The 14190-nt window shown below is 74.5% G+C and carries 12 protein-coding genes; 4 read left to right on the forward strand and 8 right to left on the reverse strand.

All coding sequences use genetic code 11. The features are described 5' to 3' along the window. Positions 1–3 precede the first annotated feature (3 nt). Both AAH979_RS22135 and AAH979_RS22140 read right to left on the reverse strand, forming a co-directional pair. A complete protein-coding gene (locus AAH979_RS22135) occupies positions 4–585 on the reverse strand; it encodes a GNAT family protein (RefSeq protein ID WP_318394962.1) in 582 nt (193 codons plus the stop codon). 266 nt (positions 586–851) lie between these two features. After that, on the reverse strand, positions 852–3374 hold the full coding sequence (locus AAH979_RS22140; protein WP_346260017.1) for a cobyrinate a,c-diamide synthase: 2523 nt from the start codon (positions 3372–3374) through the stop codon (positions 852–854). A gap of 202 nt (positions 3375–3576) precedes the next feature. Here AAH979_RS22140 and AAH979_RS22145 point away from each other — a divergent pair, with 202 nt between their 5' ends. Together AAH979_RS22145 and AAH979_RS22150 are read left to right on the forward strand one after the other, a co-directional pair. Next, positions 3577–4413 carry an SURF1 family protein gene (locus tag AAH979_RS22145; protein ID WP_346260018.1) on the forward strand — a complete coding sequence of 279 codons (837 nt, stop codon included), beginning with the start codon at positions 3577–3579 and terminating at the stop codon, positions 4411–4413. A 216-nt stretch (positions 4414–4629) separates the two neighbouring features. Next, positions 4630–5250 carry a hypothetical protein gene (locus AAH979_RS22150; RefSeq protein WP_346260019.1) on the forward strand — a complete coding sequence of 207 codons (621 nt, stop codon included), beginning with the start codon at positions 4630–4632 and terminating at the stop codon, positions 5248–5250. A 20-nt stretch (positions 5251–5270) separates the two neighbouring features. On the opposite strand, the gene uppS is transcribed toward AAH979_RS22150, so the two are convergent. The 3 genes from uppS to AAH979_RS22165 form a co-directional block, all read right to left on the reverse strand. Continuing rightward, positions 5271–6047 carry a polyprenyl diphosphate synthase gene (gene uppS, locus AAH979_RS22155; RefSeq protein WP_346260020.1) on the reverse strand — a complete coding sequence of 259 codons (777 nt, stop codon included), beginning with the start codon at positions 6045–6047 and terminating at the stop codon, positions 5271–5273. 50 nt (positions 6048–6097) lie between these two features. After that, positions 6098–7996 carry an ATP-dependent DNA ligase gene (locus AAH979_RS22160; RefSeq protein ID WP_346260021.1) on the reverse strand — a complete coding sequence of 633 codons (1899 nt, stop codon included), beginning with the start codon at positions 7994–7996 and terminating at the stop codon, positions 6098–6100. 77 nt (positions 7997–8073) lie between these two features. Then, the gene (locus AAH979_RS22165; RefSeq protein WP_346260022.1) at positions 8074–8280 is read right to left on the reverse strand and encodes a hypothetical protein; all 207 of its coding nucleotides are present in this window, start codon (positions 8278–8280) and stop codon (positions 8074–8076) included. Between the two features lie 184 nt (positions 8281–8464). On the opposite strand from AAH979_RS22165, the gene AAH979_RS22170 reads away from it, so the two are divergent. Then, positions 8465–10162, forward strand: coding sequence for a hypothetical protein (locus AAH979_RS22170; RefSeq protein WP_346260023.1), 1698 nt, complete (start codon positions 8465–8467; stop codon positions 10160–10162). Between the two features lie 182 nt (positions 10163–10344). Here AAH979_RS22170 and AAH979_RS22175 read toward each other — a convergent pair whose 3' ends face one another. The 3 genes from AAH979_RS22175 to AAH979_RS22185 form a co-directional block, all read right to left on the reverse strand. Next, positions 10345–11706 (reverse strand): dipeptidase, encoded by a 1362-nt coding sequence (locus AAH979_RS22175; RefSeq protein WP_346260024.1) that lies wholly within the window; start codon positions 11704–11706, stop codon positions 10345–10347. A gap of 52 nt (positions 11707–11758) precedes the next feature. After that, positions 11759–12922: a M48 family metallopeptidase gene (locus tag AAH979_RS22180; RefSeq protein WP_346260025.1), complete on the reverse strand. Its 1164-nt coding sequence runs from the start codon at positions 12920–12922 to the stop codon at positions 11759–11761. Positions 12923–13027: 105 nt separating this feature from the next. Beyond that, positions 13028–13630: a hypothetical protein gene (locus AAH979_RS22185; protein WP_346260026.1), complete on the reverse strand. Its 603-nt coding sequence runs from the start codon at positions 13628–13630 to the stop codon at positions 13028–13030. Positions 13631–13678: 48 nt separating this feature from the next. Here AAH979_RS22185 and AAH979_RS22190 point away from each other — a divergent pair, with 48 nt between their 5' ends. After that, positions 13679–14089, forward strand: a complete 411-nt coding sequence (locus AAH979_RS22190) for a rhodanese-like domain-containing protein (RefSeq protein WP_346260027.1) — start codon at positions 13679–13681, stop codon at positions 14087–14089. The last annotated feature ends 101 nt before the right edge of the window (positions 14090–14190 follow it).

Here is a 14190-nt window from a genome sequence, read left to right on the forward strand (position 1 = left end):
GCCTCAGTGGCCGGGTGAGTGCAGATCGGCGGCGACCAGGGACCAGACCTCCAGGTCGACCCGGCCGCTGTGCACGTACCCGGCGTTGCGCAGCAGCCCCTCGTAGGTGAACCCGGCCTTCTCGGCGACCCGTCGAGACGCGGTGTTGCCGGGTGCCACCCGCAGCTCGAGGCGCTGGAAACCGTGCTCCAGGATCAACGCGACGGCAATCGCGTCGACCGCCTCCGCCGCCATGCCGAACCCGCGCGCCTCCGGCGCGATCGCGTACGACACCTCGGTGACCCGGCCTCCCCAGTCGGTACGCTTGGTCCACAGGCAGCCCACCAGCCGCTCGTCCTCGCGCCGGATCACGCCGTAGTGGTCGCCGTTACCGCTGTCCCGCCGTTCCTGGGCCATCTCGGTGCACCAGGCGTCGGCGTCGATCTGTCCCAGTTCGCGCTGGAACGGCAGCCAGCGCTGGGTCTGCTTGTCGGCGAAGATCACCGAGACCGCCTTCGCGTCCGACCCCCGCAGCGGTCGTACGTGCACCCGTGGCGTCGACACGGTCAGGGTCGGAAAGCGGCGCACCGCCACCTCTCCGCTCATGCCGCCGACTCTCCCCGCTCGCCGCCGGACCGCCTCCCGACCGTGCTCCTCCGGCCCGGCTCGCTGCCGATCCGGCCGTGCCGAACCGCCCATCCGGTCACAACCGCCACCTCATCTCGGCTCATGCCCGCCACCGGCCCGACATCATCCGCGACGCCCGCGCACGCCGCTCGCCCCGGATGCTCCCCATGGACGCCGGCCTGGACGCTCCGCACAAACGCCGGCCCCGGTCCGCGGGCACGCCGCCGGCCGGGTCGTCGACCGGATCACGGCACCGGTCCACCGGCCGGGCTGCTCGGCACGGCACCGGCCACCGGCTCGGACCCAGCCGCCTCGCCCGGTGCGGCGACCTCCGCCGCCGCCACGGTATCCGTCCGGCTCGCCCCGGGCGCCACACCCGAGCCGTCACCGGCCCTGACCGGCACTGGCCGGTCGGCGGTACCTTCCGGCACCGGTTGCTCGTCGACGGGTACCGGCCTCGGACGTGGCGCGGGCGCGGCCACCGGTCCGGGAGCCTCGCCCCCGCCAGTCGGCCTCGGCCGGGCCTGCGGTGCCGGTCCTGCCCCGGGCATGCCGGTGGCCGACCTCGGCGCACCGGACGGCGGAGGGCTGGTCGCTCCCTGGGGTGGACCGCCGGCCGGGCCGGAGGCCCGTTGGCCGGCAGACGGTCCGGCCGGCGATGCCGGCGCGGCTGAGGGTGGCCCGGCAGGTCGCGGTCGAACCGGTGCGCCAGTCGCCGGGCCGGGGCCGGCGGCCCTCGGCGCCGGGGCGCCCGGCGGAACCGCGCCCGGCCGGATCGGAGCGGGCTGGGCAGCGCCGCCAGACGGCGCGGCGCCACCGGCCGAAGCAGGACCGCCAGCCGGAGCACGACCACCAGCGGGACCAGAGCCACCAGCAGGACCAGAGCCACCAGCCGGAGCAGGACTGCTAGCCGGAGCACGACCACCAGCCGCAGCAGGACTGCTAGCCGGAGCACGACCACCGGGTGGCGCGGCACCACCGGACGCGGTGCCGGACTCCGATTGCCGGGGCGTGACCGCATCCGGACCGACCGGAACGGCAGGTCGGCCAGCAGCGGACGGCGAGACCGGAGCGGACGGACCGGCCGGTGCCGGAGGTGCCACCGGAGCAGCCGGTCCGACCAGGCCCGACGGGGAGACGGAGGCCGGCGGGGAGACGGAGGCCGGCGGGGAGACGGAGGCCGGCGATCCGACCATGCCTGGTGACACCGGTGCGGTGGGATTGACCAGGCCCGCTGGCGAGACCGGAGCGGACGGCGAGACCGGACCCGCTGACGGCGCCGCGGCGGCCGGCGCAACCGGGACGGCCGGTGGCACGGCAGCCGGACCGGCCGGGGCAGGCGTACCGGCCGGGGCGGGCGTACCGGCCGGGGCGGGCGTACCGGCCGGGGCGGGCGTACCGGCCGATGCGGCGGCGGCGACCAGGCGGCTGGCGATCACCGGGCTACTAGCCCAGTGCAGCGTCAACTGGGAGGCGTGCACCCGGCGCCAGACGAAGCCCTCCGGCGGGCCACCGCCCCAGCTCCACGCCGGGGTCTGCCCGGCGCGTGGGGTCAGTACCCCGCGATGCTGCTTGTAGCCGACCACCCGGGCGCCGAGCCGGGCCACCGGAGTGTCCGCCCGTGCCGTCGCCTCGCGGTAACCGACCACGGTGCGGTCCAGGCTCGCCCCGACGGCGTCCAGCACCCCGCACATCGGGCGCCCGTCGAACTCCCGGGCCAGCCAGAGCAGCCCGGCCCCCTCGGCGATCACCGGTCGACCCGTACGGGCCAGTTCCGCGACCGCGATGCAGAGCCGGCGGTTCGCCGACAGCTCCTCGGCGTACGTCTCGGGCAGCGCACCGCCGATAACCAGGGCACCGGTACCCGCCGGCAGCACCTCGTCGCGGAGCGGGTCGAAGGCGACCACCTCGGCACCGGCCGCCGCCAGCAGTTCAGCGGTCTCGGCGTACGAGTACGACAGGGCGGGCCCGCCGGCCACCGCCACCACCGTACGGGTGACCGGCGCCTCGCCGACCGGGCCCAGCTCGGCGAGCGCCTCCGCGGCCGACCAGGCGGTCACCGGCACCCGGGGCGCCGAGCGGGCCAGCGCCAGCAGCCGGTCGAGGTCGACGGCTCCGGCGATCGCCTCGCCGAGCCGGCGCACCCCCCGGTACGCCTCCACGCCGCGCTGCATCACCGGCACCACACCGTGCTGCCGGGACGGCAGGACGGCGGGCAGGTCGCGTCGGCGCAGCGCCCCGAAGACCGGTACGCCGATGTCGTCCAGCGCGTCGCGGAGCAGTTGCTCGTGTCGGTCCGAGGCGACCCGGTTCAGGATCACTCCGCCGAGCCAGAGCATCTCGTCGTACGCCCGGAAGCCGTGCGCGAGCGCGGCGACCGACTGGCCCATCGAGCCCACGTCGACGACCAGCACCACCGGGGCCCGCAGGGTGGTGGCGATCGCGGCGGTCGAGTCGACCTCGGGCCGGCCGGCCAGGCTGTCGAAGAGCCCCATCGTGCCCTCCACCACCGCGATCTCGGCGTCGGCGGAGCCGTGCGCGAAGAGCGGGGCGATCCGCTGCGAGCCGACCAGCCGGGGGTCGAGGTTGCGGCCGGGCCGTCCGGCGGCGAGGCCGAGATAGGCGGCGTCGGTGTGGTCGGGGCCGACCTTGAACCCGGCGGCGTCCAGCCCCCGGGCGGCGAGCGCGGCGAGCAGGCCGACCGCGATGGCGGTCTTGCCGTGTCCGGACGACGGTGCGCTCACCACTACGCGCGGCGCGTCGATCATGGTCGGCTCCTCGGGGCGCGGTCACCGCCCCCGTGCGGGCGGTGCGGAGGTTCTGGTGCGGACGGTGGTGGTGCGAGGGACGGCCCGGCCCGACCCGTCGATCGAACCGACGCGCGTGAGGATACCCGGCACCGCGCGCCGCGCCGGCCCGCCGAGCCGGCCACCTGGCAAACCGGCGGGACCGCCCGGGTAGCCTCGTGCTGTGTACCGGTTCCTGCTCACGCCCCGCTGGCTGGGCATCCTCGCGCTGACCCTGGCCGCGGCCACGGTGATGGTGCTGCTCGGCAACTGGCAGTTGAGCCGCTATCAGGAGCGGGCCGCGATCAACGAGCGGATCGACGAGACCGCGACCCTGGCGCCGGTACCGGTGGACCAGGTGCTGCCCCGGCCGGATGGCGCGGCCGGCACGGTCGGGCAGGCGCCGCCGGCCGGCGCGGCCTGGACCCGGGTCACCGTGACCGGGCGGTACGACAGCACGAACGTGATCCTGATCCGCAGCCGTACCGTCGAGAGCAGGGTCGGCTTCGAGGTGCTCACCCCGCTGCGGCTGGCCGACGGCAGCGCCGTCCTGGTGGACCGGGGCTGGATTCCGCCGGCCGCCGGCGGCAGCGCGCTCGCCCGACCCGAGATCCCCGCCGTACCGTCCGGTGAGGTGACCGTGGTGGGCCGGGTGCACCTGTCGGAGAGCAAGCCGGACGCCGTCACCCGGCGGGACGGCCGGATCGAGACCCGGCGGATCGCCGTACCGGCGCTGGCCCGGGATCTGCCGTATCCGATCTACTCGGCGTACCTGCTGCTGGACGAGCAGACCCCGGCCGCCGACCCGGCCTTCTCCGCGATACCGATCCGGCACGAGAACGACTGGCAGAACGGCGGGTACGTCGTCCAGTGGTGGCTCTTCGCGCTGCTGACCCTGGTCGGCTTCGGCTGGGCGGCCCGCCGGGAGGCGCGCGGCGACACGCCGGACGGCGACGGCAGCCGGGACCGGGCCGGTCAGGACCGGCTGGACCAGCCGGCCCCGGCCACCCCGAGCCCCTGAGCGCCCGAGCCCTTGAGCGCCCGAGCCCCTGAGCGCCTGAGCCCCTGAGCGCCTGAGCCCCTGAGCGCCGCCGGCGATCCCGTCGTTCCCGCCCGCGCCCGTCCCGGCCGACCACCGTGCCGGCATCGCCGTACCGGGCGCACCTCGGGGTGGCGGCGGTCACGGTCCGGGTTAAGGTCTGCGGAACGGCCGGTGTGGCACTGGGGAGGAGCCGGCATGAGCGTGAACCCGAGCGGAGCGCCGGACGTACCTCCGCCACCACCGACCGATCCGTGGCCGACCGACGCCTCGGTCTCGCCTGGCTATCCGCCACCGTCCACCCCGGAGGACCCGCCGACCCCGACTCCGGGCTATCCCGGGCAGCCCTATCCGGTCAGCGGGCAGCCCTATCCGGGTGCGCCACAGCCCTATCCTGTGCCGGCGTCGCCGTACCCGGGCGGGGGCCAGCCGGGCGGGGGTACGCCGTGGTCACCCCCGGTACCGCCGGAGCCGGTGGTCGCGCAGATCGGCGAGATCGCGGTCACCTCGTCGACGGTACGCACCCCGAGTGGCGACCTTCCGCTGGCCGGCTCCCAGTGGCACGTGGCGGACTACTGGCAGAGCGAGCAGAAGACGCCCACCTGGGCAATCGTGGTGGCGGTGGTCGGCTTCTGCGTGCTGACCGTGTTCAGCCTGCTGTTCCTGCTGATCAAGGAGACCGTCCACCGTGGAACGGTGCAGGTGACGGTGACCAACGGCCTGCGGCAGTACGTCGCCCGGATCCCGGTCACCGACCAGTTCCAGGTCCAGCAGATCCACCAGCAGGTCAACTACGCGCGGTCGCTGGCCGCGATCTGACCGCCGGTCGAATGCGGCGGTCAGGCGCCGTACCGGCGCTGCCGGCCGGCGTACGACCGCAGGGCGCGCAGGAAGTCGACGTACCGGAAGCCGGGCCAGTACGCGTCGCAGAAGTACAGCTCCGAGTAGGCCGCCTGCCAGAGCAGGAAACCGGACATCCGCTGCTCACCACTGGTCCGGATGATCAGGTCGGGGTCGGGCCTCCCCTGGGTGTAGAGGTGTGCCGCGATGTCCTCGGCGCTGAGCCGCTGGGCCAGTTCCGCCGGGGTCGTACCCGCCCGCGCCGCCTGGTCCAGCAGGGAGCGGATCGCGTCGACGACCTCTGCCCGGCCGTCGTAGCCGACCGCGATGGTCAGGTGGAACCGCGCCCCGCGGTCGGCGGTCGCGTCCCGGGCCAGCTTCAGCGCGTGCCGGGTCGAGTCGGGCAGCGTGTCGAGCCGCCCGGCCAGGTGCAGCCGCCACCGGCCGGGACGTTCGGCGAGCCGGGCGGCGACGATCCGCTCGACCACCTCCATCAGGTACCGGACCTCCTCCGACGGCCGCTTGCGCAGGTTGTCGGTGGAGGCGACGAAGATCGTCACGTGTTCGATGCCGAGGTCGGCGCACCAGCCGAGCACCTCGTCGACGTGCTCCGCGCCGTACCGGTGGCCAACGCTCGGGTTCTCGAAGCCCTGTTTCCGGGCCCACCGCCGGTTGCCGTCCATCACCATCGCCACGTGCCGGGGCAGCGACCCGGTGACCAGTTGCGCCCGCAGGTGGCGGGCGTAGAGCCGGTAGAGCGCGTTCCGGAAGATCATTGCCGAACCGTAGCAACCGGTGACCAGGCGGAGTGGGACCCGCGACGGCGTCAGTCGGGGCGCCGACCTGCGTGGATGGCCCGTACCGTATCGATGGTGTCCGCCTCCGCCGCGGTCTTGTCGTCGCGGTATCGCAGCACCCGGGCAAAGCGCAGCGCCACGCCGCCCGGATAGCGCGGACTGCTCTGCACCCCGTCGAAGGCGATCTCCACGACCTGCTCGGGCCGCACCTGGACCACCCAGTCGCCGCGCTCCACCGCCAACTCCTGGAACCGCTCGGTCTGCCAGCGCAGCAACTCGTCGGTCAGCCCCTTGAAGGTCTTGCCGAGCATCACGAAGCCGCCGGTCTCGGGGTCGCGGGCCCCGAGGTGCAGGTTCGACAGCCAGCCCTTGCGCCGGCCACTGCCCCACTCGACGGCGAGCACCACGAGGTCGAGGGTGTGCCTCGGCTTCACCTTGACCCAGGCGGCGCCCCGCCGGCCCGCGTCGTACGCCGCCTCCGGCGCCTTGACCACGATGCCCTCGTGCCCCGCGTCGACTGCGGCGGCGAACGCCGCCGAGGCCTGCTCGACGGTGTCGACGGTGATCCGCTCGACGAGCTGCGCTGGCGAGACGGTGCGGGCCAGCGCGGCCCAGCGCTCGTGGCCCGGCGCGTCGAGCAGGTCGACGCCGTCCAAGTGCAGGATGTCGAAGAAGTACGGCGTCAGCACAACCCCGCCGCTGGTGTTCGCCGCCGCGACCACCGACGGGGCGACCGTCGCCGGACGCTCCGGCCCGGGGATCTCGGCGGGCGCCGATCCGGAGGTGCCGATCCGGGGCACCTCGGAGATGTCCACCGGCCCCACCGACCGCACCGACCCGGCCGTCGACGGCGCGACCGGCGCCGCGCCGAAACTCCGGGTGCCGCCCCCGTCGGCGTCGGCGCCGCCGCCCGCACCGGTGGCAGCTCTCCACTCGCCCGACACGCCGTCGACCGCTCCCGCCACGCCTGGCGCGTGGTCAACGAGTTCCGCCGCCTCGCGCCCGGTGCGGTCGGCCTCGGTGGCCCCGGTGTCGCCCGGCGCGCGGCCGACCTCGTCGCGGACGGCCCGGCGGGCTCCCCTGGTGGCCGCCCGACTCGCGGTCTCCTGGAACGGCCGTGGCCGGCCGGAGGCGTCGAGCGCGATCGCCTCGCCGTCCAGCACCAGCTCGCGGGCCGGCAGCGAGCGGACCGCCGCCACCACCTCGGGAACCCGCGAGGTGATCTCGTCGAGGCTGCGGGTGAAGACCGCGATGTCGTCGCCGGAGCGGTGCACCTGGATGCGGATGCCGTCGAGCTTCACGTCGACCACCGCCGGCAGCCCGACGGCGGTCAGCGCCTCCTCGACCGATGCCGCACTCTGCGCCAGCATCGGCGCGAGCGGACGGCCGACCTGCAACGCGAACCCGGTCAGCGCGGCCGAGCCGCCGGTGAGCGCGGCCGCCGCGACCGTCTTCAGGTCACCGGCGAGCAACAGGGCCCGGCGGACCGCCGGCAGCGGCACCTCGGCCGCCCGGGCGACTGCCTCGGCCAGCAGGCCGGCCTGGGCGCCCTGCCGCAGCTCCCCGCTGAACAGGCCGAGCAGCAACCGCCGCTCCTCGACGGTGGCGGCGCCGAAGAGGGCGGCCAACAGCTCGCGACGGCGCTGCTGCGAGCCCGCTCCGCGCACCTCGGCGAGCTCGGCTATCGCCGCGTCGACACCGGCCACCGTCAGGATCGGCTGCTCGGCCGCCGGTGGCAGCTCGCGGAGGCTGGCGTAGCCGACTCCGGTCTGCCGCTGGCGCAGCTCTCCGGCCAGGTAGCCCGAGCCGGCGACGAGTTCCTCCGGGGCGAGCTTGCGCAGCGCCTCGGCGAGCAGCTCGACCTTGGCCCGCCGCCCGGAGGTGGCGGCGACGGCGGCGGAGGTGGCTGCCAGATCAACGAAGCGCACGGCTCCATCCTGGCAGCCACCGCCGACATATTTCGGCCGGCCCGCCCTCGTCCCCCGGCTGAGCTGGGCGGGGACGGTCAGGCCGGGGCAGGCTCCTCGATGCGCAGGCCACGGGCACGCACACCGTCTGCCACCCGGGCGAGGGCGGCGTCGAGCGCGCAGAGAACGGTGGAAAGCTCGCCGAGCTGGTCCCGGAGCGCATCCTCGGACCACGCGGAGACGTCGACGTCCCGCAGCGCACTGACCGCGGCATCGAGCCGCGCGATGGCCTCGTTCGTACTCATGTTCGAAATCTTACCGCCCCGACGATCCCGCCGGGCGCTTTCTCCGCTTTCTTCCGGCGGACCTCCGCTGGCGGGACGAGTGGGCTATCTTTCGACTACGGACATCCGTCCTCTGTCCACACTCCCCTCCGGCCAGACGCGGTCCGTTCCCGGACCCGGGCTCCGGCGAGAACCCCGGAGAGTCATGACGAACGCCTTCCTCCGCCCAGGCAGCCGGGTCGGCGCGGCTGCCGCCGCAGTGCTCGCGACGCTCGCCCTCACCGCAGCGCCCAGCCCGGCGCACGCCGCGGCGCAGCCACAGTTGCAGATCTCCAGCACCGCCGACGCGACGATCGACACCGCCGGCGCCGCCATCGGCTTCCACCTCCGCAACACCGGGGACGCACCGGCCACCGCGGTCAGCGCGATCTACGACGCCCGCTCCACCACCGGCGACATCATCTTCTCGGTCCCGTCCGGCGACGAGGACTGCCGCCAGTCCGGCAAGGCGGTGGACTGCCAGCACGGCGACCTGGCGCCGGGCCAGGAGCGGCTCGTCCGGCCGATCATGCTGCGCAGCACCGAGGACGCCCGGCCGGGCCCGGCGGGGATCGTCCGGGTCAGCGTCTCGGCCCAGGGCCCGGACGGCACGGTCTCGACGACGTACGAGCTTCCGGTGAGCGTCCGGGCCACCGGCTCGGGCCTGGTGGCCGAGGTCGACGACCTCGGTTCCGCGCAGCAGCGGGTCGGCGGCGGCGACCGCAGTCCGCTGCACGCCACCGTGTTCAACTTCGGAAACAGCACGCTGCCCGGCTTTCGGCTGACGATCACCCTCCCGCTCGGGGCGACCTTCGCCGAGCGCTACGGAGACTGCGTCTACGGCGACGACCTTCCCGGCGATCCACCGACCGGCTACGTATACGGCCCGCAGCAGGTGACCTGCCAGATGCACCTGATCCTGGAACCCGGTGCCGGGGTCGCCTTCTCCGATCCGGCATCCGGCGACGCGGCGTTCAACGTCGTCTTCGGCAAGAACCTGCCGGGGCCCGCCGAGGAGACCGGCCGGTTCGAGGCCGGCGAGTTGACCGAGCCGCTCCCCGAGGCCCAGCGCCGGGCCGGAGCGCGGGACGGCACGTCGCTGGCCGGCAAGCTCGCCGAGTTGCGAACCAGGACGGAGCAGCGGGCCGGGACCGGGCAACAGTCCCCGGTCAAGCCTCGCACCCCGGAACAGGCCGGCGGGAGCGAGCAGCGGACCACGCCGGGCCGGCAGGCCACGACCGGCGACGCCGGCCCGGCCCGGGTGGCCGCCGGGGCCGGGCCCAACGTCGCCGAGTTCAGCATCTGGACCAAACCCAACAACCACGATCTTGAGGTACGCGCCACCTCGGTCACCGGCTCGGTCGGTGACACCGTGGAACTGCCGTACACCATCACCAACCACGGGCCGTCGGACGGCGGCGCCGCCTGGCGGATCGTCGCGCCGAGCGGCACCGTGCTGCTGCCCAGCCCGTGGTGCACCTTCCGGGACGAGCAGGGTGAGCCGGTCGCTGAACTGACCGAGGTCGACTGCGGCACCGAGAGCCAGTGGCCGGCGACCGCCTCCGGCGAGGGCGTGGTGTCGTCGGTCGCACGGGTGAAGATCAAGTCCGCGCCGGGCACGAACGGCACGATCACGATCCGCAGCCTCGGCCCGTCGACGGAGACGGGTCCGAAAAGCAACACCGCCCAGCTCCTGATCAACGAGCCGGGCGGTGGTGGCGGCGCGGACGACGACGGGCTCCCGATCACCGGGGTCCGGACCGGTCCCATCGCCGCCGTCGGCGGCAGCGCCCTGCTGCTCGGTGCGGTGCTGCTGCTACTCGGCCGGCGGCGCCGGTCGACGACATCCCCGCCCGCCGAGTAACCCGTACGGGCGCCACGCAGGCGTGTCGACGCGTCAGGGGGTCGTGACCGGCGAATCCGGTCCGGCCCCCTTGACCGTCCGACCCCCTTGACCGTCCGACCCCGACCGTCCGACTCCGGGGTCCGGCACGCCCGGTCCCGACGGGGAAACCCGCGCGGTCGGGCCGGGCAGCTCAGGTCAGGTCAGCCGGCGGCGGCCTCGGCGACCTTGGCCAGCAGCAGCGCCTCGGCCAGGCAGACCCGGGCGAACTCCCCCAGGTGCAGGCTCTCGTTCGGCCCGTGCGCCCGCGCGTACGGGTCCTCGACGCCGGTCACCAGGATCGCGGCGTCCGGAAACATCCGGCGGAACGTCTCGATGAACGGAATGGAACCGCCGACACCCATGTCCACCGGCTCGACGCCGTCCCAGGCGGTCCGGAAGGCGGCCCGGGCCGCGTCGTACATCGGGCCCGAGGCGTCGATCACGCAGGGCTCGCCGTCGTGTTCCAGGGTCACGGTGACGCTCGCCCCGTGCGGGGCGTACCGGCGCAGGTGCTCGGTCAGGGCGGCGTACGCCTTCGCCGCCTGGTCGCCCGGGGCCAACCGGACGCTCAGCTTGGCCTTCGCCGACGGGACCAGCGCGTTCGGCGCCTCCGCGGTCGGCGGTGCGTCCAGCCCGATCACCGAGATCGCCGGCTTGTTCCAGAACCGGTCGGTCAGCCGGCCGGTGCCGATGAACGAGACCCCGTCCAGCATCCCGGCCTCGGTGCGCAGCCGCTCCTCCGGATAGTCGACGGCGGCCCCCGCCGTGCTGACCAGCCCCTCCACCGCCACGTCGCCGGCCGGGTCGTGCAGGGTGGCGAGGAGCTGGCAGAGCGTGGTCAGCGCGTCCGGTACGCCCCCGCCGAACATGCCGCTGTGCACGGCCTGGGAGAGGGTACGGACCTCCACGAAGCAGTTGACGATGCCGCGCAGCGAGGTCGTCAGCGCGGGTACCCCGATGTCCCAGTTACCGGAGTCGGCGATCACGATCACGTCGGCGGCGATCTCGTCCCGGTGCTCGGTGAGGAGCCGCTCCAGCGAGTCGGAGCCGTACTCCTCCTCACCCTCGACGAAGAGCACCACGCCGACCGGCAGCGCGTCGCCGAAGGCCCGCAACGCGGCGACGTGGGCCAGCACCCCGGCCTTGTCGTCGGCGGCGCCCCGTCCGTAGAGCCGGCCGTCGCGCTCCACCGGCTCGAACGGGTCGCTCTGCCAGAGGCTCAGGTCGCCGACCGGCTGCACGTCGTGGTGCGCGTACAGCATCACGGTCGGTGCCCCGGGCGGCGCGGGACGCCGGCCGATCACCGCCGGCTGGCCGCCGGACCGGACCACCCGCACGTCGAGGGAGCAGCCGCGCAGCAGCTCGGCGACCGCCTCGGCGGAACGCTCGACCTGGGAGTGGTCGAAGCCGTCGAAGGCGATGCCGGGGATCCGGACCAGCCGCTCCAGGTCGGCCCGTACGCCGGGCAGCTCGCGCTCGATCGCGGCACGCAGTTCGGACTCGGTGCGGATAGTCGTGGTCATGGAAAAGATCGTAGGCGGCGTCGAGCAGGCGTGATCGGCCGAGTCCCGGGTGCTACCGGGCTTCCCCGGCCGGAGGTTCCGGTGCGTCGCCGTCGGCGTCCGGGCCGGCGGGACCGGTCGGGCCCGGCTTGCCGCTCCGGCGGGTACGGCCGGCGGCCCGGGCAGCGGCCTCACCCGCCGCGTTCATCCAGGAGCGGGCCCGGCCCGCGCTGCCGCCGGCCCACTCACCGAGGTCACTGGCGCCGTCGCCGAGCCGGCGCAGCAGACCGACCAGCGGGTCCTGGGAGCGTCCGAAAGCCTCCCGGTACGACTCCGCCGCCGCCTTGATCTCGGCGGACACCGAGGTCAGGTCGTCGTCCTCCCGGCGCGGATAGTCGCCACCGAGCAGTCGGGCGTACTCGCCGGAGTCGACCCACCTGCGCAGGTCCGCCGCCCGGGCCACCGGCACCGGGTGGGTACTCCAGGCGGTCATCCGGATCTTGTGCAGGCTGTCCCGGAGGTCGCCACCGCCGTCGTACTCGGAGGCCTGCTCCAGGAAGGCGGCCGTGTCGATCTGGCTCAGGTCGCCGCCGCCGGCCAGCTTCATCAGCACCCGCAGCGCCGCCGCCGGGTCCTGGCCGGCGAGCAGCCCGGCCCGGTCACCCGACAGCTCCGCCTTGCGCCACCACTCCAGCATCGCGGCGATGATCGCCCGGAGGGCGAGCGCACCGACCGGCAGCCAGCTCAGGTTGGCCGCCCACCGGGTCAGGATGGTCAGGATGGTCTTGTAGACGGCGTGCCCGCTCCCCACGTGCCCCAGCTCGTGGCCGAGCAGGAAGCGGAGCTCGTCGTCGTCGAGCTGGTTGACACAGGCCGAGGTGATCACGATGAACGGCCGGTCGAGACCGATCGCCTCACCGGTCAGCCAGGGCGACTGGGTCACGAAGAGTTCCGGCAGCTCGGCCACGTCCAGCGCGGCGCCGGCCTCGGCGTAGAGCCGGTAGACCCGCGAGTACTGCCGGTGGTCGACCCGGATCGCGGCGGCCAGATAGGAGAGCCGGAAGCCGCGTTCGTTCCACATCCCGAAGAACGCCTTGACCACGTCGTCGAAGCCGCGCAACTCGCGCAGCGCGGTCAGTGCGCCGCGGTCGGCCGGATGTTCCCAGGCCCGGGAGCTGATTCCGCCGAGTACCACCCGCCGTCGGGCGGGAGTGCCACTCGTACCGCCTGCCGTCATGGTGTCCCCCTGCGTCGGCCTGTCCTGCCGATCGTGCCGCAGCGATCCGGATACGTCCATAAGCGGACCAGGGTCAGTCCGTCACCGGAGCCGGAGGTCGGTCCGTCACCGGAGCCGGACGAAGGCGGCGCCCTCCAGCGCCGAGCCGGCGGCACCGTCCACCACCAGGTCGGCCCGCTCGGCGGTACGGTCCGCGGCGAAGTGCGCCCGCTCACCGCGACGCCATACCGTGAGCTGAGCTGCCAGCGCGGCGCCGTCCCGGGCCAGGGTACGGTCCCGGCACAGCTCTGCCGGTGCGGTCACGAAGACCGCCAGGCTCAGCTCGGCGGCGATCACCGCGCGGGCGCTGGAGACTCCCTCGACGATCACCACCGGGGCGGGCGGCAGCACCGTCCAGCCCGGCCCGAAGCTGCCCCGGGCCCAGTCGTACCGGCGGTACCGCGCCGGCCGGCCGGCGCGGAGCGGGGCGAGTACCCACTCCTCCAGGCGTGGCCAGAAGGTGAACTGGTCCGCCCAGCCGTCGAGCAGGTCGTCGGTGTGCAGCACCGGTGTGGCGGCGTCGAGCGCACCCGCCAGCCGGCTGGCGAAGACGGTCTTACCGGCTCCGCTCGGCCCGTCGACCGCGACCAGTCGGGTCCGCCCCAGCCGGGCCGGCTGGCGCAGGATCCGCGCCGCCAACTCGGCGTACGACTCGACCACGGGTGACATCCGGCCGACCCTACTCCCGGCTGAGCTGGGTCGGGAGACAATGATCCAGTGTCGGATCAAGATCGGGGCGTCGCCGCGCTGCTGGCTCGCGCCCGTGCCGGGGTACGCCGCCTGACGCCGCTGGAGACGCTCGCGGCGGCCCGGCGCGGGGCGCTGCTGGTGGACACCCGTACCGATCCGCAACGGGCGGAGCAGGGCGAGCTGCCGGGGGCGCTGGTGATCGACCGCACCGTGCTGGAGTGGCGACTCGATCCGGCGAGCGGGACGCGGATCCCGGAAGCGGCCGGCTACGACATCGAGATCGTGGTGGTCTGCCGGCAGGGCTACAGCTCCAGCCTGGCGGCGGCCAGCCTCCGGTCCCTCGGACTGTGGCGGGCGACGGACCTGATCGGCGGCTTCGAGGCCTGGCGGCGAGCCGGGCTGCCCTGTGCCGACGACCCGGCCGACGTGCGGAGGTGACTCCGCCGCACGTCGACGCGCCAGACCCGAGCCACCTGCCGGCGGGGTGACCGGCCGGGCGGCACCTGCCGTCGGCGTCACCGGCCGGACGGCACCAGCCG

Source organism: Plantactinospora sp. ZYX-F-223 (assembly GCF_039649625.1).
Classification (GTDB): Bacteria; Actinomycetota; Actinomycetes; order Mycobacteriales; family Micromonosporaceae; genus Plantactinospora.

Excerpts from the sequence above, each read along its gene's own strand:
- AAH979_RS22135 (WP_318394962.1), bottom strand. The coding sequence starts at position 585 with ATGAGCGGAGAGGTGGCGGTGCGCCGCTTTCCGACCCTGACCGTGTCG.
- AAH979_RS22140 (WP_346260017.1), bottom strand. The coding sequence starts at position 3,374 with ATGATCGACGCGCCGCGCGTAGTGGTGAGCGCACCGTCGTCCGGACAC.
- AAH979_RS22150 (WP_346260019.1), top strand. The coding sequence starts at position 4,630 with ATGAGCGTGAACCCGAGCGGAGCGCCGGACGTACCTCCGCCACCACCG.
- uppS (WP_346260020.1), bottom strand. The coding sequence starts at position 6,047 with ATGATCTTCCGGAACGCGCTCTACCGGCTCTACGCCCGCCACCTGCGG.
- AAH979_RS22165 (WP_346260022.1), bottom strand. The coding sequence starts at position 8,280 with ATGAGTACGAACGAGGCCATCGCGCGGCTCGATGCCGCGGTCAGTGCG.
- AAH979_RS22170 (WP_346260023.1), top strand. The coding sequence starts at position 8,465 with ATGACGAACGCCTTCCTCCGCCCAGGCAGCCGGGTCGGCGCGGCTGCC.
- AAH979_RS22175 (WP_346260024.1), bottom strand. The coding sequence starts at position 11,706 with ATGACCACGACTATCCGCACCGAGTCCGAACTGCGTGCCGCGATCGAG.
- AAH979_RS22180 (WP_346260025.1), bottom strand. The coding sequence starts at position 12,922 with ATGACGGCAGGCGGTACGAGTGGCACTCCCGCCCGACGGCGGGTGGTA.
- AAH979_RS22185 (WP_346260026.1), bottom strand. The coding sequence starts at position 13,630 with ATGTCACCCGTGGTCGAGTCGTACGCCGAGTTGGCGGCGCGGATCCTG.